Below are 18,442 nucleotides of genomic sequence, written 5' to 3'. Positions count from 1 at the left end.
GAGAAGAGTTCCATTGCGCTCACGCTCAGGCGCTCCGCCTGCTCGCTTCCTACTGGAATACCTTCCTCGGCGCACACCCGATCAAAGACCTGCTTCAAGAGAATCAGGTCGCCAGGATAGGCAATGCCACTCATGGAGCTGCTGCTACTAGTCATAGGCTGTTCCTACCATTGGCTTGCGCAGGACAGCTACTCCGACCGTCGAAACACACGAACAGGCCCATGGCAGTTGCTGCCTCGACAATCGCCTCGGTTAGTTCGTCGTCAGATGCCACCAAATAAGCCGCAGACTCCCGAACTTCGTCTAGTGCCGATTTGATCGAGATGGTGTCGCGGCGGTCCGCCCTATTGATGAGTGCGAAGATTACTTGATCTAGAACTGGACTGACTCTTTGCACCAGGCTCATCCAACCCTCCCCAGGGATACCCCGATGGGGATGATACTCTCGCCATGACCCGCATCAACGGTGAGTAAGAATCGTACAAAATTGGTTCGGGATGCTGGGCCGGTTGCCATGAGGATGAACTTAGAGCAGAGCTGGCTGCCCAACTCGGTTGTAGCGCCTCACGCATTTGGGGAACAAATGCAGGGGCCCGCCGGTTAACGCGGTCGATCCTTCTCGGCGCAGCCACTGTTGGGTTCCGCCGCCAATTCCTCTCGGTGGCGGGCCTCACCCTACGGGGGAACTAACGTGCCCTGCTCCTTAGCGGCAGCCAGGAATGCCTTCCGGGCCTCCTCAGGTTCCATCTGGTCGGAAATCACAGCGATGCAGACGCGCACCGCGAGGTCCCACTGAAGGCCATGGTTGGTCCACTTCAGGAGTTCCTCAGCGGCTGCTTCAGCGTTTCTGACCTTGCGCGTCGAACCGCTACCCTCGGTCCTGACAGGGACCGGCGGGGAGAACCAATGGAGCGCCATGCAGTCACTCTTTGTCGGCCCGATCAAGTTCCTGCAGCAAGTCCCTTTGCTCAGCCGACAGCTCCCGTTCTACAGGCAGATTTAGCAGGTTGCGAAGGTAATTGCGGATTACCTCTGAGGTGATCCACCGCCGCACAACCTCGGCGATGACCTTCTGTTTTGTTTTGTCGACTTCAGGCATGGGCGGCCTACGTCCCAATAAGACCGAACCTTCCGGCGAACAGATTTGTTCCTCGGGAATGTTTGGTAAAAATTTCTGAGCGGGGGATCGGATAACTGGCCCGCGCGAAGACCCCCCTACCCCCTTCGGTTCCGCCGCTGGCTACCCCAGGGACGCTCAGATAGTCTCGCTTCACACAACGGTTAGCGCGCCAGAGGCCGCAGCCACGCGCTTTTATTCTCCTTCTGGGCCGTTGAACAGTCGACCTACCGCTCAGCCCGGCTCTGGCGCAGCGCCCCCGGCAGGCGCCGCTTCCATCGTTCACCTCGCGGCAAAGGCACATCTTTCTGCCACCGCTTCTTGCGGCGAGTTCGTCGGTCTCCAGTCGGAGTGTGCGATGCATCCGGAACCGGCGCTTCCTCAACCGTTGCGGGCTCAGGAAGCGATACGTCGGGCATGATCATGTCCTTGGCCTGGGATACTTCTTCAGAGGTGGTGAACGCGGCCTGGGAAAGATATTCGCCAGGACCAATCGGCCGCGGCGTCGCCTCAGCGACCGCACCTTTCGTGTTCGCTTCATCGTTCGCGAGGGCGGCCAGGTCGATGCCGGCCCAGATCGACTCTGGCCGCTTTACGAGGCCACGCTTCTGTTTGATCTCGACGACAAAGGGTCGCTGTTGCTTCATAGTGCTCTCGGCGGACTTGGGGGATTGCGAACGTCGTCTAAGCCCATCGCGCGCCGTCGTCCATCCGCCTCCACGCATTGTCCACATCCAGCCAGCACCCTCATGGTGTCCGCTTCCGGCACGAATCCCGCTGGTTGTTACGCGTTCGCCATGACCATTAGCAGTATCAACATTAGCAATCGCTGGTGCCTAGACGTGACGGTCAGGCTTCAATGACGGGGAAGTGGGAGGATGGCGCGTTTGCGGGGCGAGCTTGTCGGCCGCTCAATCGAAAGCGTCAATTGAGGCGCTTCCTCGCCCGCGTGCAACTGGGAGACACGCTCGTCCAATTCCTTGTCTACTTCCGTGAGACGATGGTTGAGGCGAAGGTAGTCCGTCCAGGTCGGCGTGCGGAATGTCTCTGTCCATTGCATGGGCTTCTGCAGATTGCGCTGAAGCGTCCAGTTCCGAGCACCGACGCGGCTGTGGACATGCCTGCGCTGCCGCATGAGCTCAAGGAAGGTCTCGACATTTCTCTCGGCTATCAGATATTCGGCCTTGACCACGATCGGACCGCTTCTCGGCTTCAAATTGAGAGCGACAGCTGGGGCGTCGAATGCCTCCAAAGGATCGGGCTCGGACTCGCGGCGCTCGCGTAGAGGAAACAGAATGCCAGCTGCGGCGACGAGCAGCAGCGCTCCAGCGGAACCCTCCAGCGCCCAGGTCAGGGAATGGCTTTGGGAGACCGTGCCCCATACCCAGCTGCCGGCCGCGATGCCGCCATCTATCAATGCATAGTTTAGATCGAAATCGTGCGCCCCACGACCCAGCGCGGGCTCGCCAGCTGCACGCTCACGCCAACCCCGGACCAGGCGGTGACCCAGCCGGCGCCGCCCAAGGCGAGCGCAAGTGCGGCCACCGGAATCGAAGAGGTCAGTGCAAGGGAGAGGGAGCAGGCCGCGCAGGCGACGCACGCGAGCTTCATCAGACGTTCTTGCGACAAGCTCCGTCTGAATGTGCCGTTGGAGATGCCGGCGAAGACGGCGCCCGTCCCGAAGCCTGCCATGAGCGTGCCATAGGCGAGCGGTCCGCCGCCCAGATGATCGCGGACTACTAGCGGCAGGAGTGCGAGAATGGCGATGCTTGCCAGGCCAAAGAGGGTTCCGCGCGCGATCGCCGCCTTGATTTCGGAAGACATCGCCGTGAAGCGCAGCCCGTCATAGATCGCCGTCCTCATCGACTCGCGCGGGAGAGGCGAAGAACGAACCTTCCACTTGCAGCGCCATATTGTGCCCAGAGGGACCAGATAGGTGAGGGTGGTCACGGTAAAAGCTGCCAAAAGCCCAAACGAGGCAACCACGATGCCGCCGAGCGCCGGGCCCACGGTCCGGACCGTGTTGAAGCCGACGGAGAGCAGGGTCACGGCAGCCGGGACATCGCGGCGGTCGACGATATCGCCAACCGAGGCCTGCCAGGCGGGATCGTGAAGAGCACCCCCGCATGCGATCAGGAAGCTGAAGCCGAGGATCATCCACGGACTGACAAAGCCCAGCGCCACAACAGCGGTTAGCATTGCAGAGCCTATCACCATAAGGCACCTGCCGGCGAACATGACCCGGCGACGGCTGAAGTTGTCGGCGAGAGCCCCCGCGAACACGGACAAAATGAAAGCGGGCAGGTTTGATGAGGCCTGGACCAGCGCCACCATCAGATCGGAGGTCGAGATCGTTGCCATCAGCCAGCTGATGGCGACAGTCTGCATTAACCAGCCGAGAGAAGAGACCTGGGTGGCAAGCCAGATCGAACGAAAGGTCGGCTGCGTGAGTGGCGCAAACGTCTTTGGTGCAGCCAAATCTTCAACTGATCCAGCCACTCTACTCATTTTTGCGAGCCTTTGCTTTCCGGTATCGGCCGTCTCGCATGTAATCTCGACTGAACCGTGGCGGCTGGTAGAATTGAGAGAAACTCTTTTGCCTCCGCCGAATGCGGCCACAGGTTCTGACCAGTGTCTTGCGGCCGAGACGCAAACCCGAGCCGACTCCACCTCGCCTTCGAAGACATCGCCTGGGTGGGGCCCGGATTCTTGCTTGTCGTTTGACGCGGCATGCTTCATCAACGGGCACCTTGCCGAGCGATGCCTTTTCGCGAGACGCGACCATGTTCTTTCGTTGAAAACTCACTCACCAGCGGCGTCCGATGCGGCTGAGTGTGGCTTGGGGAGAGTGAGCGCGCTTGCAGATCCTTGACAGGCTTGACGCACTGATAGACGCAGACGATTGCCCGGCCGCGATCGAAGAGGCGCGCGCCTTGCTGCTTCAATTCAAACCAAGGTCTGATGCGCTCACACATGCGATCGACGAATTTCTGCTCGATCTGATGACGCTGTCTTTCGTTGTTGAGTGTTACGGACGTGGCTTTGAACTGTTGGCGCGAACGCTTGCCCGCAGACGGCTGGCAAAGGTCAGACTTTTGTCGGGAGGGGTCGATACAGCCAGGCAGAAATGACAGCCAAAGCCTCTGATGGCTCCAGCGGCGATCACGCCGCGTTCCGCACAGTGACCAAGGATGACGTTGCACCACCAAAAAAATAGGGCCATCGGAAAACCGAGGGCCCTTTAGGTGTGAAGGTCAAAACCTCCAGAGGGGAACAGCCGATTGCGATGCAACTGGGAGGAAACCATCGCGTCTATCAGCTTTAGCCTTAATGGCTAAAGGCTGTGTGATGCGCAAACACATTTTGTGCAATGCAGCTATGCAGGAACGCCGAGCATCCCTCTCACCTCCAAAATTTGCGCTTGAAATTCGTGCTGCTCGCGGGGTGCTGATGGAGGAGATCCAGCAGATGGGTCTGGTGACCGTTGCCTGACTGGCTGGTCGACGACTGATCCATCGAAGCCGGTGCTCAACGGTGGTTCTCCTAAGCAATAGATGAGAAAAGCAGGAAGACCACCTCGTGCGGCCGCGCCAATCGCGGCCGTCACGAATGTTGGTCCTGCTCCGGTCCTCGTTCCGCTAAACGGCTTCGCCGTCCTCCACTAACGTTGCGGCCCTCAAGCGACGTCTCCCTTCCTTCCGGTTGCTCTTCTGCGGGTTCGCGGGCCTGCGGTCCTTGCGCTGTCGGACCTCGTGACGGCCGCGATTGGCGCGGCCTCGAACGGAGGTCCGGAAATGGACAGGAAGAGCAACAAAACCCGCGTCGATATCTACGCGAAGATCACCGACCGCATCGTCGCGGAGCTGGAGAAGGGCGTGCGGCCGTGGGTGAAGCCGTGGAGCGCAGCGAACACTACGGGGCGTATCACGCGCCCGTTGCGCCACAATGGATTGCCATATCAGGGGATCAATACCCTGCTTCTCTGGTCGGAGGCGGTTTCGAGGGGTTTTGTTTCCCCGACCTGGATGACGTTCAAGCAAAGCGTCGAGCTGGGCGGTCGTGTCCGCAAAGGCGAGACCGGCTCCATGGTTGTCTACGCCAGCCGTATCACACGCACCGAAACCGATGCCCATGGCGAAGAGGTCGAGCGCGGGATTCCGTTCCTCAAGGCCTATACGGTGTTTTGCGCCGACCAGATCGAAGCCCTGCCCGCGCAGTATTACGGCAATCCCGCGCCGGTGTCAGATCCGGTGGAACGGATCGAACATGCGGATGCCTTCTTCGCAAACACCGGAGCCGTCATCCGCCACGGTGGCGACAAGGCGTATTTCAATCCGGCTCTCGATATTGTGCAAATGCCGCCGTTCGAAAGTTTCCGCGACGGGCCCAGCTATTATGCGACCCTCGGACACGAAATGACCCATTGGGTCGGCTCGGAAAACCGGCTTGATCGCAACCTCTCACGTTATCACAAGGATCGCGAGTTCCGGGCCCACGAAGAGCTCGTGGCAGACCTCGGCGGCTGTTTTCTAGCAGCTGACCTCGGCATCGTGCCAGAGCTCGAGCCGCGGCCGGATCATGCCAGCTACCTGGCAAGCTGGCTTGAGATTCTCAGAAACGAGAAGCGATTCATCTTTGCCGCGGCGGCCCATGCCCAGCGTGCGGTCAACTATCTGCATGATCTCCAGCCGAATGCGACGCACAGCCCGGAGGCTGCATGAGGCTGCATTCTCCGATCCATGTCGGGGGTTGAGGCAGCCGGGTGAGGATCCGCCATTGGCACCCGGTCAGTTCGGGTAGTACCCCAGCGGGCCGAGCCAGATCAGCCGGCCCCTGCCGACGTCCCGCCCGGGATAGGGTATTTCCATGACCGTGTTTGCGGCCATCCATCCTTAAGCGGCAGATGCCGGACCCTCGGAGTTTCGCCAGTCGGCCGGTCGTCAACCGACCGAAGTGATGGGGCGGGTGCGTCCCTTTCCGGCTGTGGTTGTCCGTCGTTCTTCCATGATGCGTGACGGGGAGGTTTGATGGCGCCTCACCGTGGCTGCGGTTGCGGTGATCATGCCGCTAGGGTTCGCCTGTCCTCTGGCCGGCGGTTTCATGGAAGGGCGCACCACCTGCGTCCTCGATGGGGCTGGTCTGACCGAAGGCCGTCTTCGCTACGCTGCGCCTCGTTCTTAAGCCCGCAACAGCCGCCGCGACTTTCTTCCCCTGCTGGCTTCACCATCATTCCGCGCGGAACAAGAAAGCCTCGTCCTGGCTGCCCTTCACTGTCGTTCCGGCCCTAAGGACCACCCCATTGCGCACGCGCAACGGGGACCCCGGTGGGTGCGGGCCGATCGCCTCCGGTCTGTCGACCGCTATCGAGTCGCGGTGGTCGCGGCCCGAGAAACTCACGGAGACGACATCATGGCTACCATCGGCACTTTCACCTCAAACGGCAACGCCGGCTTTTCCGGCGCCATCAAGACCCTCAACCTGAACGTCAAGGCCAAGCTGATCCGCGTCGAGAACCCTTCCGACAAGGGCCCTCACTTCCGCGTCTACTCGGGTAGCGTCGAACTGGGAGCCGCCTGGCAGAAGGTCTCCAACGAGGGCCGCGACTACCTCTCGGTCAAGCTGGACGACCCGAGCTTCCCCGCGCCGATCTACGCCACCTTGATCGAGGTGGAAGGCGAGGAAGGCCTGCAGCTGATCTGGTCTCGCCCCAACCGGGACTGATCGCCTCGACGAGGGCTCCGCCGCACGGCGGGGCCTTCGGCCGTTCCCAAGCGAACGTCGGCAGGCGGAAGGAGCACCAAGCGCCGCCTTTCGGGGGTGCTGCTCCTCGCCGTCTCGCCGAGACGGCAAGCGGACGCGGGCTATCGGATTGTCGATGTTCCTCGCTGTTGCCTGCCCGCCGCAACATTCTGCTACGCACGTTTGATGCCCTGATCCTGCCACCGTCCCCCAGGCACCTGCGCCAACGAGAGATCTCCCATCGCGCCCCTTGAACCGTCTCGGTCCCGACAGCACATTTGCGATGGTTGCGGGGCGGAATGCTCGTCCAAAGCGGTGGTTCGTGAACTGGGAGGAGCGCATGGATGCGGAGGAGTTCGGCAGCCCCATTTTCGTGAAGCGTGCGACCTATATCGTGCAAGAGATTGCGAGCCTCGCGGACGCCATCGATTTCCTCAGCGACTGGCCCGAGGATCAAAGAGATCTGATCCACCAGACCGCCCTTCAGGCCTGCTATGACGCAGAGGATGGGCACAAACCCTTAAGCGCCGCACACCATGCTTTTATCGATTTCGCCAGGCAGGTCGCCAAGATCCAATCTCCGCCATGCAGTGGATCGCCGCCTGCAAAAAGCGGCGCGCGTAGGGACAGGTTGGGTTGTAGCTAAGCTTGGGGGCATTCCGTTCAGATTTTCACCGATCGCGGACAAGAGCGGAAGAATCTCCATCATCGCCGATAATTCCGGAAAACAGGGATGACAGTGCTTATGGCGATCGGCTGGCCGCCGAGGCATCGAGTTGGCCTTAGGGCCTGCGATCTTGCGCGATGTCGCCAGCGCTAGTCCGGATCACAGTCGCGATATCCGCGCCGGCGCTTGGCGCGCTGAAGCTTCATTGATGCGGTGGCCGCACCGTCTTCGCTATCGAAGGTTTCCATCATCGACTGGCCGCTGGTCCCGATGCGGCCCCAGTTGCGAATGACGGATGCTCCGCCGAACAAAGTCGGTTGGATCGCAACCATATAAAATCGCCGCATGTTCTGCGATGGGTCGATGCGTCGAAGATGAACGGGCCCTGCCTCTTCGTTTCCCATGGCCGCAGTCTCACTTGGCTTGGAAGCGGCGTCCAACGAGTTCTTTGAATCCAACCGGCTCGACCGATTCATTGCGGTTATGGGTGCGGCGCGGTGCTTCAGGAAGTCATGATCACCGCAGTGGCCAGCAAGCTCGTCGCCCATTGTGCATGATCGAAGGCGCACGCGTCGGACCGTCACGACGTTAGCGCGCAGCAATTCGGCCCCCGAGTCTATCAGACCGGCGGAACCAGGTGGGCGGCCCCTTTGCGGAGTTAATCGTCGTCGTCAAGACTGCTCTCATCGCCTGAACCTTTGGCGGCGTGGCGGCATCATCGTGCCGCTTGTGCCGGATGCATGGCGACATTCCGATATCTCCAGTATCGTTCTTCTGGAACGGATGCCCGGACCCTCACTGAACGGCCTTCTTAAGATTGGTCTGACGCCGGCCCGGCCTTTGCCTGCAACGGCTTCGCCGACCTTCTTCCCCTGCGGCTTCGCCGCATTCCTCGCGAGACAACAAGCTCGGCTTCCGCCGTCCTCCGCTCCGCTGCGGCCCAGTGGATGCAGTCGGCCGGACCGTCGTCTCACGACCGCTGTCGAGGCCGCACAGGGCGGCTTCGGACAAACCAGTCAGGAGCACACGAACATGGCTACTATCGGCAACTTCCAGCTGGCCGGCGAAGAATTCAACGGCGAGATCGTCACGCTTTCCCTCCAGGCCAAGAAGGTCCGGATCGTCCCCAATGCGCGCGCCAGCGGCGAAAACGCACCCAGCCACCGCGTGCTCGTTGGTCGAGTCGAGTTCGGTGCCGGCTGGTCCAAAAAGTCCAACGAGGGCCGCGCCTATCTGGGCCTCAAGCTCGACGATCCGAGCTTCACCGCCCCAATCTACGCCAACCTCGTCGCACGACGAAGGCGGTCAGAGCTACAGCCTCATCTGGTCTCGGCCGAACCGTCGCAACGGCGACTGACGAACACCGAATGGCGCCCCGCAAACAACGGGGCGTCATTCAGATCGCCCAGCTACTCAGCGCCTCAGATCGATAGCTTGACGCGCCATGAGGCGGCTTCGGGCAAACCGCAAGAACCGAACGCCAGGCATGCCCGCGCGATTCTTGCCTGTCAGGCGGCGATCTCAACGACCCGCTCGCGGATTTTTTTGATACTTTACTTTGTATGCTCCGCCTTGCAATCATACCGAGTGAGTCTGAACGGAGGAAAAAATCGAGCACAAAAAAACCGGCGCGGAGGCCGGCTTTTCGAGGGAATAGGCTACAGGAGTTGGCGCTCCTGATCTCGCCCGAAGATTTTGTGAGACCGTAGCCCGTCTTTCCCGACATTGCAAGAGAATTGCGCTTCCGCGCCACGGCTTTGCACGGCATGGCGAGAGGAAAGAAATGGATCTCTATTCAACGTTGAGCCTATGGCTCACGAACATTCGGTCATTGGCCGAGCTGGACGATTTTTGCCGCCAGATATGGAAGCTCTACGGCGACGAATCGTTGGGCGAGGACGATGCGGAGCGGCTCTGCGAGAAGGCTGACCGACAACGCGCCAACCTCAAGAAGGACCGCGCGGATGGTCGTGCGCTGCCTCGCTTCTGGTATCCGCAACGCCCGCGCAGCGAGCGTAGCCGCCGCGAGGCTGGCCACAGCCCCCGAGATCCCGTACGGTGGCAGCGAAAGCGGCGTCTCGCCCGCATGCAGGCTATCCGGCCCGAATTCGCCGGCGAGTTCACCGAAGGCGAAAGCGCGGCACTCTACATTGTCATGTCCGACTGCCGGCAGCACGGCAACTGCGACCGATCGGTAAAGGAAATCGGCGATCGCGCCGGCGTCGGGCCGACAACGGTGCGCAATGCGCTGCGCAAAGCCGGCACGCTCGGCTTGCTGCGCGTCACCGAGCGCAGGCAATGGCGAGCCAGGAACCTCACCAATCACATTGTTGTCGTGCATCGGCGTCAGATCGCCTGGATTGCGAAATTTCGGCCCAATCTCGGCCTTAAATTTTATCCGACTGCCTTCAAAAAAGCGGCGTCCACAGGAAGCTCCCGCAATAAATATAGCAAAAGACCGTTTAACAGCCGACCCGACTGGCCCCCGGACGGGTCGAAGCCATTCCCCAGTCACGCATCGCCGATCGGCTGACGCGTTAGCCGCCAAAACCACGCTTGCCGCGGAACCCCTAAAGGCTGCACGAGGCTGTCTTTGAAGCAGCCTTGGCGATCGGTCGCGCCAAATCAGGCCGGTTGGTGCTGGCTGTCGGATTCCTGAAACAGGAAGATTGCCGGATCGCGGCCGAGCGCCTCGCCGACAGCGGCGATCGTGTCGACACTGATATTGCCAGCCGCGCGCTCAAGCTTGGTGAAAGTGATCTCCGAGACGCCCAGTAGCTCCGCCATTTGATAGCGGAGCAGATTGCGGCGGTCACGCTCGCTGTTGATGATGTCGGCAAGGCGCTCGCGGATCGATTTTTCGGTGAGCTTGTGCGCCCATGGTTCCAGCTCGGCGTCGCCGACCAGAAGTGTCGCGATCGACACCTGCAGTGCCTGGGCCATCTGTTCGACCGTGCGCAGCGTCACGTTGTTTCGTTTTCTCATGATACGAATATAGGTGCGGTATGCCAGTCCTTGACCCGGCGACGTTTTGAACAGTTCCGCCATGTGTTGATGGCGAAGCTTTCGCTTCCGGCGCTCGGTTTCGAGGTACCAGGCGATATTGTCCCGAAGCGGGTTGTTCACCTCGCCCGCTTCGTTTGGCAGCATGAATCTATGTATGCGCACGAACCCGCCTGTTCGGTCTGCCCTTTTCCCGGGCCAAAAACCATAGTAAAGTGTCAAAAAGTCTCAGAAGAAAAGAGCCATCACCATGCTCAAATGTCTCATTATGGGCGCTGCCGCGATCGCGGGCGCCGGGTCTGTTCCCTCCCAAGCATTCGCATCCGAGTGGGGCTGCCAAGTCCTGCTTTGTCTGTCTGGTGACTGGCAGGGCACGCCCTCCTGTCACCCGCCGATAGATCGGCTGATCGACGCCATGGACTTGCCGGGCTTTTCGTGGCCGACTTGTCCGCAGGCCAATTCGTCCGGGGCCCGCTATGATCCTTACGAGGCCTGCCCGCAGGGGTGGTCCCCTTACGCGCCGGCCAGCGACCGCCCAGGACAAGGGCAGGCTAGCATGTGCCGAATCGCGGCTGGCGATCTCAGTCAGCCTGCCAACTTTGGAGCGCGGCATGGTCAGGCCGACGGAAGTCCGACGGGAACCATCCAACTCGGCGACCGCACCGTGCCGGTTCAGCTTACTCATGTCTCCAGCGGAGCACATAACGATCGAACGACCACCTACTACGACATTCAACGCCCGCGCCGCGCGAAGCCTTACTACATCGATTACGACGACGGGAACGGGCTGCGGCAGCGCACCTGGTTCAACCTTAGCAGACCATGATCCCGAGTCACCCCGGGCGGCTCAATTAGTGCTAGGAAAAGAGGCAGTTACCCCGATGAAAAGCGTCAACAGGTTCACCATTCATGGCAATGTCGGGTCGGTCGCGCCCTTCGACAAAAGCACGAGGGTCAACATTGCCACCAACCGCAATTGGCGCGACGAACAAGGCGTTGCCAGGGAAGCCACTGATTGGGTCCAGGTAACGGTCCTGGAGGAGAAGCAAGCCGCCTGGGTGGCGGAGAACGCCAAGCCCGGCGATGTCGTCTTGGTCGAAGGCCGCATAAGCAACAACTCTTTCAAACGCAACGGCGAGACCGTCTATACGACGGACCTTATCGCGTCGACGTTCAACGTTTTTCCGAAGCCGTAATCATGTTCAATGCGGGGGCCCTTATCATGGCGGCAGCATCCGGAACATTGGTCGGCATAGGCGGCACGCTCGCATTCTATCCGGCTCAAGACCAGCTCTCCGCGGCGATTGCGTCCGAGCCGGCGCTGTGTGCGAATCTGGTCGCGGCCGGCCTTGAGATTCCATCGCCGGCCGAGGCTTTGGACGCTTTCCGGCGAGCGAAAAATACTGATCAAGCGACATTGCGCATCGGAAAGTGCTCGAAGAACGCCGTGTGACCCGGCGTGCAATGCACCGTGAAGTACAAGCTTCGCACTGCCTGGAAAGACGAAGGTGATGGCGTGGTCGCGTTCTCCAGGGGACCTGATGGCTGGCAAGCGGTACAGCTGCAATAATTGTCTGCTAGCGAACATCTGGTTTTGTTCAGTTCCGGCGTCGATCAGCAAACCCTCGAAACCCTTCCTGCAGTGATCGCCGCTGGTGGCACCGGACTATTCGACCCGCAATCGGGTCCATCGAAGGATCTTCTTTTGTGTCGCCGCAATTCCCATGCCCAAAGAGCCGGAGCCGGAGCGCGCCTCCAATAGCGCCGTAGGGACGGCGGAGGCCGGAGAGAACGGGCCGCTGGCGGTTCCGGCTGTACAGAAGCCGTGCAGCGCTTGGCGCGGGGCCCGGTTCGCGACGCTCATTTATGTGGGGTGCAGTAGACGCCTTGGGATTCCAAAAGGACGGCGCCACCCTTCAATTCAGTGAGGGCACCCACCCAGGCGTCGGAATAAGTGCGACTGGCGTCCACCGCCGTCAGCCAGATGACGCGGTTGTCGGCAAGCTCCACCTTGACCTCGCTTTGGAGAGGGCTTGCCTGCACCGTTTGCTGATAATGCCGCTTGATGCGCACATCGCCGCTGGCAAACTCGATATTGTTGTTGTCGTAGTTGAGCAGGAATGAAGCATCCCCTTTTGCGACCTTGCAGGAGCCGTCGCGTTCACACACGATTTTTGCTGCCGTAGCGCAATCCCATCGCAGTCCCGCGGGCCACATCGGATTACTGCCGGCCTCCTTGGACTGATCACCTAGAGCGGCGGCGCCGAGGCTCGCCGCCGCCGCTACGGCCACCAATACTGCCCTAATCATCCGTTCCGCATACCTTACTGTTCGGCACCATCAAGATCAGCTCGCGCTGGCGCATCATGCCGACGGAGGCAAGCGCGCTGTAATGCGCCAGCGTGGCGGCTGCCGCATCCAGCGCGGCCTCGCAGCCGTCGCGCGTCGAGATCTCGGCCAAAGCTGCCCTGAACATCACTGTCCTGTCCGGTTGATCGCTCATAAATTGACACTACACTTCGGGTTCGGGTATGACAATTGCCGGGCAGGCGGTTGGCATAAAAGCGGTTCATCGAAGGACCCCCGAGTTATGATCATATCTGCCGCTATCGCCAAAGGTGGCACTGGCAAATCGACCCTGCTGCGCGCGCTGGCATCCGTCGCCCTTAAGCGCGGCTACGCGGTGACACTCATCGACGGCGACGTTCGCCAGAACATGAGCCGGTGGGCCCAGATGCTCAAGGAGGCCGGCAATCGTCCCGAGACACTCCAGCTGGTCAGCGCCACGACGCCGCGCGAGATCCTGAAGGCGGCAGAACTGCATAATGGCGAGCGCAGCGTGGTGCTGATCGACACCGAAGGCACCACGAACGACAATCTCATGGCCGGGCTATTTGCTTCCGATATCGTCGTGATGCCGATCTTCTTCGCGCTCGATGACGTGACCGCCGCAATCCAGATCACCGAGCACTACATTCCGCTTGCGGTCGAAACACGCGGCCGGCCGCTGCCAGCCGTGTTTGTCCTGACAAAACAGACCATCATCGATGCGAAGGCGAGAGCCTTGAGCGAACTGCGCGCAATCATTCAGGCGAACGGCACGCCGATCGCCGACCATGCGCTGCAAAACCGTGTCGCCTATCGCGACCTGCAAAGCGGCCAGACACTCTACAGCCCAGATCAGCCCGACGCGAAGGCGATTGCCGAAAGTGAAGGGGTTTTCGACGATGTCCTCAAGACCTTCACCGAAGCAATCAGGAAGGCCGCATGAACGAGAACAGCACCCCGGATACGCAAGACGACAAAAAGGCTCGGATGGTGCGAGCGATCTCCACTGAGCCGCCGGCGCTTCCGAGCATGTTTATCGCTCCCAAGTCCGATCCCGCCCCTCAGGCGCTTGCCGCCGCATCCGCGGCGGCATCGGAGGTGGAAGCTGCGCCAGCGTCAGCTCGGCCGGACTTCCGCAAAATGCTGCGACAGGGCCAGAAGAAGGATCCGGTTGCCGGCAAGAAGATTCGCGAAGAGGAAATGGTGCGCTGCGGCTATTACCTTACGGCCGGCGAACAGCGCCAATTCAAGCTGCTCGCGATCAGCAACGGCCACAGCATGACCGAGTTGCTGCGCCAGGCGGTGCAGGACTACATCAGGATCCATAAGCACAAGCTGCCGAACGATTAGGTCAGCCCGCCCGCGGCATCCGCCGCGGTTGCAGAGAACGCTCGAGGCCACGCAACCGGGGCCGGCCATCGATGCTCGGCCCGGCGCAAATCGGCCGTGCCCGTCGGCCTCGGTCGCATGCCTCGGTTTATCCGCCTTACCTAACCCACGGGGGTCGCGGCGATCCCGATCGCGCCAGCTCACGTTCCCTGCTCCTGCGATCTGTCTCCATGTTAGCATGATGATTCCGCAGCAAGGTAACATCCTGAAAAAGAAACATGTCGCGAAAGTGGCTTATCGATAAGTTGACGATGCAATATGTTTCCGGTGAGCATGTTTCCTTGCTAACATGTGCAGATGATTTGGAAATGAAAGCTGGGGTTATTTAGCGTACCACCGCAAAGATATTTTGGTGATGTTGTTTTTTGTCTTTGGCAGGATAGCCTTTTTTGTGTTACACACGAAAAGAGGCGGCGCGGCCCAAGGGCCTTAGCGCCCGCAAGCGGGCTTGAAGATGAGACCCAACAACGGCCAAACAGAAACGCAGAACGCATCCCGGCGCTATGGCGAAGTCCTGCATGTGCGCTTCTCGAGCGTCGAATTGGAGCGGCTGCGCACTATGGCTGACGGGGAGTCGGTGACGGTCAGCGAAGTCGTTCGCCGCCTTGTCCGCACCGAGGCGGGCTTTCTGCCGGCAGCGACGGGGGAGCTGCGACCGTCCATTGAGGAGGCCACCGACCAGCTTCGGCGTGTCGGTGTGAATTTCAATCAGGCGGTCCGCGCGATGAACGAGGGCCGGGTGCCGTATGACGAAAACCTCGAGCGCGCCTTGATCGCCGTTAGCGAGCTCGTGCGTCGGTTCCGCGAAGAATTGAAGGCGATGATTGCGAGGCCGCGCAAGCGGCGCGAGATCAAGGCATGAGCGGCCGTCTCGCCGGATATGCTGCCGAGATCGAACGCTATTTGCGGATGCCGGGCGCTGGCGATCTCGAGGAGCTTGAGGAGGGTAAGCATTTGCAAGCGGCTGGTCGGGAGACGGCCGATCGTCAAGCGATGAACATCCATGCGAGCGGCGCCGCCCCGGCCCGCGCGGCTTCGCCTATGGCTGGTGGGCAATGGCCGACGGCGAGCGCAACGCACCTGGGAGCGAGCGCACGCGTCGCAAAGGCGCCGGTTTCCTCCGCTGGCCGAGGAGGACCGCTCAGCGCTATACCGCTGTCTGTGGGCACCAGCGGGAGCTTGCGTTCATCCAGCGACGCAAAAGGGGCGATAGCGATTTTCGATCTCGCATTGGGCGCCTTCGTCAAGGAAGAGGAAGAAGAATGGCGGCGCCGTGGCGGGGGCGGCGGAAGGTCGGGCGCGCTCCCGTCCACTCGACACTTCGCGCGGTCGACGCGAGAGGCGAGGGCGGTTGCGGCGCGAGCGGCCTATGCCGGCGGCGCGCAGCCGGCGGTGTTCAAGGTCTTGTCCAGCGCGGCCAATGGCAAACAGGCCGGCGCCCTGCTCGCCTATATCGGCACACGCGCCAATGGACAGGGCGAGAAGCGCGATATCGAGATCTTCACCGATAGCGGACAGGGGCTGGCCAATGCCCAGGACCGTCGCGGCTTCCTGCACCAATTCACGGAGACATTCCAGGCGCAGCTTGAGAATACGAATTTCATCGAGGTGCGGTTCGAGCTCGCCGGCGACGTCACGGACGAAGCGCTTGGCGAGGCTTTGAACGCGGCCTTCGGATCAAAGCCGTTCGTCTATGCTCGCACGGGCGACAGCGTCGCCGTTTATGGCCACACGGGAGAACGCGCCGGACCACTTGCCAAGATCTTAGCCGCTGGGCGGGCAAATTCACGCAGCAAAGCGCTCGACAAGATCGAAGCCGGCTTGCGCGAAGCCATGGGGAAGGCCGGCATCCGCGCGGCAGCGGAAGTGACGGCTGCCGTCGGCAACGAGCGTAAGGCGCAATATTTTCTGCAAAAATTCATTCGATCGCACGAGCAGGTTCGCCAGGCGAATGGACAGGCGGTTTCCAGCAAACAGCCAACGAAGGCGGCCGCGGCGATTTTTGAGAAATGGCGGCCACAACTTTCCGGCCGGGAGCGGCGCAACGCCTATCACCTGCTTTTCTCTGCCCGGGTTGGTACGGACGCGCAAGCGGTCTTGGCGGCCGCGCGGGCAGTGCTCGAAGAACGCGCTCCGGGGCACAAATTCGTGCTCGCACATCATGCCGAGACCAGGCACGTCCATATCCACGCCATGGTGCAGGCGCGGTCGGCCGACGGTGAGCGGCTGACATTCTACAAGGCGGACCTCCACGCCTGGCGGGAAGCGTACGCGGAGAAGGCGCGCGAACACGGCATCGCGATGGTCGCGACCCGCCGGTACGATCACGCAATGAGCCGACCGTACACAAAGGAACATGCGGGCGCCTACAAGCGCGCGCAGCACGATGCGCGCTATCAGGTCAGTGACAAGACTGTCGCGCGCGTGGAGGACAAACGACAGCGTCGAATGGATAGCGGGTTGCTCGTCGCCAATGGCGGAGCGATCGCCGGCGTGTGGCAGCAGACGGCCGCCGTGATGCGGTCGGCCGGCATCACCGGCCAGGCGCTGACTGCAGCCGAGGCGATCGGCAACACTGTCCTCCAGATTCATGCGCACAGGGGAGGCGAGAAGCCGGCAGCCGCTGTCTCCAGGGGCGGCGGGGGACCGGGACGGACCTCGTCCTTCTTGTCCCATCCCGGCATGAAAGAATTGACCAGGCTGATAGGAGCTACCGAAATGGCGCAGACACCTTTGGAAATGCGGCAGAAGATGGCGCGTGTGAACCAGGCGTTGGATCAGATGCGGGACACCCTCCCCAACGCCGAGCAAACGCGTTTCGAGCAATACCGCGATGGCGTGAACGACAAGATGCACGATCGACTGGCCCGCCTCCAGTTCGAGCACCAAAAGGGTGCAGGCGGGGCCGGCGAAGCCGCGCCTGAAAGGGAGGCGCGTGGCCGCGATTTGCCGGCCCGAGACGATACGCGTCAGCCCGAGACCTCGGGACCGCAGGCCGAGAAGGCGCGACGGCGTGTTCAGCAGCAAAGAGACTCAGCCAAGCAAAAGGGCCGGCAGGCCGAGGAACAGGACCGCAAGACACAGCGCAGCCAGGACGACGAATACGAGCGCTAAAGCATGTGGGCCGCAACCGCAGCCCGTTGCGAGACAGAGACATGCCTGAATTCAGCAATGGGCTTGGGGCTTGCTCCCAGCTTGGGCTCCGAAGTGCTACTTACGAGACACTGCTAAGCCCTCTGGAGCGTCGCAGCGCCGGCTTGAGAGCTGGGCGATCTTCAAGCGCATTTGGCCCGGTGGACGCGTAGGCCGTCGACCGGCGCCGTAGCTCGTCTGCAAGGGCGTGAAAAGCATCAGCGGGAAATGCTGGCCCTTCATGGTTAGAAACGATTGATTTTTTACAATTTCACTAACTGTTTGCCGAAATTCTCTCCATTCATCATGCGGACAAAGGCATACGGAACTGCTTCAATCCCTTCAATGACGTCTTCCCTGGTTTCGAAAAGGCCCTGCTTATACCAGGATAATAGGTCGGCCTTTGCTGTCTCAAATTCGCTTTCATGGTCATCAAGCAAGAACCCCTCGATCCGAGCGCGGGCGATCAGGGTTTTCCTGAGATGCCGCAAACCGATATCGGGTTGATCAAATCGATCAGCTAAAGCGACCGTTCCGACAACGACAACTCGACCGAAGGTGTTGAGATTTAGCATCGCCGCATCATGGATAGGTCCCGCAGTATTGTCGATGAACAAGTCTACTCCGTTTGGGCATGCAGCCGCGACGTCGGCCACCAAGTCAGCCGACGTTCGGTGGTTGACACATTCGCGGTATCCAAGCTGTTTGCACCATTCCAGTTTTGCATCGGTGCCGGCAACTGCGACTGGGTCGAGTCCTTTGATCCGCGCGATTTGCCCAGCGATCTGCCCTACCCCACCAGAGGCCGCCGAGATCAAGACTGTCTCCCCTTCTTTCGGATCGCCGGTCTTGAGTAGCGCAAAATACGCTGTCAGACCCGGCATTCCCAGAAAGCTGAGCGAGGCTTCCACTGGGGCGTCGGTAGCGGCTACAAGTTTGGCTGAAGACGCAGGAATTGTGGTGAAAGGCTGCCATCCAAAATAGTCGCTCACGACGATGTCACCGGGCTTGAAATCAGGGGATTCAGATGTGATCACTTCCCCGACCCCACCCCCTGACATCAGACC

Annotated in this window: 21 protein-coding genes and 2 pseudogenes; 13 read left to right on the top strand and 10 right to left on the bottom strand. The window is 60.9% G+C overall.

Annotated features, from left to right (window positions below):
- Positions 1–675 precede the first annotated feature (675 nt).
- From AC0L2P_RS31340 to AC0L2P_RS31325, 4 genes and pseudogenes are all read right to left on the bottom strand, one after another.
- Positions 676–918 (bottom strand): DUF982 domain-containing protein, encoded by a 243-nt coding sequence (locus AC0L2P_RS31340; RefSeq protein ID WP_473501011.1) that lies wholly within the window; start codon positions 916–918, stop codon positions 676–678.
- A gap of 4 nt (positions 919–922) precedes the next feature.
- The gene (locus tag AC0L2P_RS31335; protein WP_473501012.1) at positions 923–1,099 is read right to left on the bottom strand and encodes a hypothetical protein; all 177 of its coding nucleotides are present in this window, start codon (positions 1,097–1,099) and stop codon (positions 923–925) included.
- Positions 1,100–1,344: 245 nt separating this feature from the next.
- Entirely contained in the window at positions 1,345–1,764 is a 420-nt protein-coding gene (locus tag AC0L2P_RS31330; protein ID WP_473507059.1) for a hypothetical protein, read from the bottom strand.
- A gap of 209 nt (positions 1,765–1,973) precedes the next feature.
- Positions 1,974–3,625 (bottom strand): annotated as a pseudogene (locus tag AC0L2P_RS31325) (MFS transporter).
- Positions 3,626–3,975: 350 nt separating this feature from the next.
- Between AC0L2P_RS31325 and AC0L2P_RS31320 the strand changes: the two are divergent.
- The 5 genes from AC0L2P_RS31320 (at position 3,976) to AC0L2P_RS31300 (ending at position 7,502) form a co-directional block, all read left to right on the top strand.
- On the top strand, positions 3,976–4,248 hold the full coding sequence (locus tag AC0L2P_RS31320) for a hypothetical protein (protein ID WP_473507057.1): 273 nt from the start codon (positions 3,976–3,978) through the stop codon (positions 4,246–4,248).
- Between the two features lie 217 nt (positions 4,249–4,465).
- Entirely contained in the window at positions 4,466–4,609 is a 144-nt protein-coding gene (locus AC0L2P_RS31315; protein WP_473507055.1) for a hypothetical protein, read from the top strand.
- A 302-nt stretch (positions 4,610–4,911) separates the two neighbouring features.
- A complete protein-coding gene (locus AC0L2P_RS31310; protein ID WP_473507053.1) occupies positions 4,912–5,838 on the top strand; it encodes an ArdC family protein in 927 nt (308 codons plus the stop codon).
- A gap of 688 nt (positions 5,839–6,526) precedes the next feature.
- Positions 6,527–6,838 (top strand): DUF736 domain-containing protein, encoded by a 312-nt coding sequence (locus tag AC0L2P_RS31305; RefSeq protein ID WP_125000731.1) that lies wholly within the window; start codon positions 6,527–6,529, stop codon positions 6,836–6,838.
- 358 nt (positions 6,839–7,196) lie between these two features.
- Positions 7,197–7,502, top strand: a complete 306-nt coding sequence (locus AC0L2P_RS31300) for a DUF982 domain-containing protein (protein WP_473507051.1) — start codon at positions 7,197–7,199, stop codon at positions 7,500–7,502.
- Between the two features lie 170 nt (positions 7,503–7,672).
- Here the strand turns inward: AC0L2P_RS31300 and AC0L2P_RS31295 are convergent, their stop codons facing one another.
- Positions 7,673–8,071 (bottom strand): WGR domain-containing protein, encoded by a 399-nt coding sequence (locus AC0L2P_RS31295; protein ID WP_473507049.1) that lies wholly within the window; start codon positions 8,069–8,071, stop codon positions 7,673–7,675.
- A gap of 484 nt (positions 8,072–8,555) precedes the next feature.
- On the opposite strand from AC0L2P_RS31295, the pseudogene AC0L2P_RS31290 reads away from it, so the two are divergent.
- Positions 8,556–8,880, top strand: a pseudogene (locus AC0L2P_RS31290) (DUF736 domain-containing protein).
- Positions 8,881–9,351: 471 nt separating this feature from the next.
- Here the strand turns inward: AC0L2P_RS31290 and AC0L2P_RS31285 are convergent.
- Both AC0L2P_RS31285 and AC0L2P_RS31280 read right to left on the bottom strand, forming a co-directional pair.
- Positions 9,352–9,864, bottom strand: a complete 513-nt coding sequence (locus AC0L2P_RS31285; protein ID WP_473507047.1) for a hypothetical protein — start codon at positions 9,862–9,864, stop codon at positions 9,352–9,354.
- A gap of 284 nt (positions 9,865–10,148) precedes the next feature.
- On the bottom strand, positions 10,149–10,691 hold the full coding sequence (locus AC0L2P_RS31280) for a helix-turn-helix domain-containing protein (RefSeq protein ID WP_473507045.1): 543 nt from the start codon (positions 10,689–10,691) through the stop codon (positions 10,149–10,151).
- A gap of 391 nt (positions 10,692–11,082) precedes the next feature.
- Between AC0L2P_RS31280 and AC0L2P_RS31275 the strand changes: the two genes are divergently transcribed.
- Genes AC0L2P_RS31275 through AC0L2P_RS31265 form a run of 3 tightly spaced genes read left to right on the top strand, consistent with a single transcriptional unit; the run spans position 11,083 to position 11,979 of the window.
- On the top strand, positions 11,083–11,352 hold the full coding sequence (locus AC0L2P_RS31275) for a hypothetical protein (RefSeq protein ID WP_473507043.1): 270 nt from the start codon (positions 11,083–11,085) through the stop codon (positions 11,350–11,352).
- 55 nt (positions 11,353–11,407) lie between these two features.
- A complete protein-coding gene (locus tag AC0L2P_RS31270) occupies positions 11,408–11,722 on the top strand; it encodes a single-stranded DNA-binding protein (protein WP_473507041.1) in 315 nt (104 codons plus the stop codon).
- A gap of 26 nt (positions 11,723–11,748) precedes the next feature.
- Positions 11,749–11,979, top strand: coding sequence for a hypothetical protein (locus AC0L2P_RS31265; RefSeq protein ID WP_473507039.1), 231 nt, complete (start codon positions 11,749–11,751; stop codon positions 11,977–11,979).
- Between the two features lie 407 nt (positions 11,980–12,386).
- On the opposite strand, the gene AC0L2P_RS31260 is transcribed toward AC0L2P_RS31265, so the two are convergent.
- Together AC0L2P_RS31260 and AC0L2P_RS31255 are read right to left on the bottom strand one after the other, a co-directional pair.
- Positions 12,387–12,818 (bottom strand): hypothetical protein, encoded by a 432-nt coding sequence (locus tag AC0L2P_RS31260; protein WP_473507037.1) that lies wholly within the window; start codon positions 12,816–12,818, stop codon positions 12,387–12,389.
- Positions 12,819–12,828: 10 nt separating this feature from the next.
- The gene (locus tag AC0L2P_RS31255) at positions 12,829–13,029 is read right to left on the bottom strand and encodes a hypothetical protein (protein WP_190234312.1); all 201 of its coding nucleotides are present in this window, start codon (positions 13,027–13,029) and stop codon (positions 12,829–12,831) included.
- 87 nt (positions 13,030–13,116) lie between these two features.
- Here AC0L2P_RS31255 and AC0L2P_RS31250 point away from each other — a divergent pair, with 87 nt between their 5' ends.
- From AC0L2P_RS31250 to AC0L2P_RS31235, 4 genes are all read left to right on the top strand, one after another.
- Positions 13,117–13,797 (top strand): nucleotide-binding protein, encoded by a 681-nt coding sequence (locus AC0L2P_RS31250; RefSeq protein WP_473507035.1) that lies wholly within the window; start codon positions 13,117–13,119, stop codon positions 13,795–13,797.
- Complete coding sequence (locus AC0L2P_RS31245; RefSeq protein ID WP_473507033.1) at positions 13,794–14,204, top strand: hypothetical protein; 411 nt, start codon at positions 13,794–13,796, stop codon at positions 14,202–14,204. The genes AC0L2P_RS31250 and AC0L2P_RS31245 overlap by 4 nt, the downstream gene beginning before the upstream one ends.
- 580 nt (positions 14,205–14,784) lie before the next feature.
- The gene (locus AC0L2P_RS31240) at positions 14,785–15,105 is read left to right on the top strand and encodes a MobC domain-containing protein (protein WP_473507031.1); all 321 of its coding nucleotides are present in this window, start codon (positions 14,785–14,787) and stop codon (positions 15,103–15,105) included.
- Positions 15,102–17,357, top strand: coding sequence for a relaxase/mobilization nuclease domain-containing protein (locus AC0L2P_RS31235; protein WP_473507029.1), 2,256 nt, complete (start codon positions 15,102–15,104; stop codon positions 17,355–17,357). The genes AC0L2P_RS31240 and AC0L2P_RS31235 overlap by 4 nt, the downstream gene beginning before the upstream one ends.
- A gap of 281 nt (positions 17,358–17,638) precedes the next feature.
- On the opposite strand, the gene AC0L2P_RS31230 is transcribed toward AC0L2P_RS31235, so the two are convergent.
- On the bottom strand, positions 17,639–18,442 hold an 804-nt coding region (locus AC0L2P_RS31230), incomplete at its 5' end, for a zinc-binding dehydrogenase (protein ID WP_473507028.1).

Source organism: Mesorhizobium sp. WSM4836, from assembly GCF_055811815.1.
This window is presented reverse-complemented; position numbering and strand designations above follow the sequence as displayed.

Coding starts and splice junctions, on each gene's coding strand:
- AC0L2P_RS31340 (WP_473501011.1), bottom strand. CDS start 918: ATGGCGCTCCATTGGTTCTCCCCGCCGGTCCCTGTCAGGACCGAGGGT.
- AC0L2P_RS31335 (WP_473501012.1), bottom strand. CDS start 1,099: ATGCCTGAAGTCGACAAAACAAAACAGAAGGTCATCGCCGAGGTTGTG.
- AC0L2P_RS31330 (WP_473507059.1), bottom strand. CDS start 1,764: ATGAAGCAACAGCGACCCTTTGTCGTCGAGATCAAACAGAAGCGTGGC.
- AC0L2P_RS31315 (WP_473507055.1), top strand. CDS start 4,466: ATGCGCAAACACATTTTGTGCAATGCAGCTATGCAGGAACGCCGAGCA.
- AC0L2P_RS31310 (WP_473507053.1), top strand. CDS start 4,912: ATGGACAGGAAGAGCAACAAAACCCGCGTCGATATCTACGCGAAGATC.
- AC0L2P_RS31305 (WP_125000731.1), top strand. CDS start 6,527: ATGGCTACCATCGGCACTTTCACCTCAAACGGCAACGCCGGCTTTTCC.
- AC0L2P_RS31300 (WP_473507051.1), top strand. CDS start 7,197: ATGGATGCGGAGGAGTTCGGCAGCCCCATTTTCGTGAAGCGTGCGACC.
- AC0L2P_RS31295 (WP_473507049.1), bottom strand. CDS start 8,071: ATGGGCGACGAGCTTGCTGGCCACTGCGGTGATCATGACTTCCTGAAG.
- AC0L2P_RS31285 (WP_473507047.1), bottom strand. CDS start 9,864: ATGCACGACAACAATGTGATTGGTGAGGTTCCTGGCTCGCCATTGCCT.
- AC0L2P_RS31275 (WP_473507043.1), top strand. CDS start 11,083: ATGTGCCGAATCGCGGCTGGCGATCTCAGTCAGCCTGCCAACTTTGGA.
- AC0L2P_RS31270 (WP_473507041.1), top strand. CDS start 11,408: ATGAAAAGCGTCAACAGGTTCACCATTCATGGCAATGTCGGGTCGGTC.
- AC0L2P_RS31265 (WP_473507039.1), top strand. CDS start 11,749: ATGGCGGCAGCATCCGGAACATTGGTCGGCATAGGCGGCACGCTCGCA.
- AC0L2P_RS31255 (WP_190234312.1), bottom strand. CDS start 13,029: ATGAGCGATCAACCGGACAGGACAGTGATGTTCAGGGCAGCTTTGGCC.
- AC0L2P_RS31250 (WP_473507035.1), top strand. CDS start 13,117: ATGATCATATCTGCCGCTATCGCCAAAGGTGGCACTGGCAAATCGACC.
- AC0L2P_RS31245 (WP_473507033.1), top strand. CDS start 13,794: ATGAACGAGAACAGCACCCCGGATACGCAAGACGACAAAAAGGCTCGG.
- AC0L2P_RS31235 (WP_473507029.1), top strand. CDS start 15,102: ATGAGCGGCCGTCTCGCCGGATATGCTGCCGAGATCGAACGCTATTTG.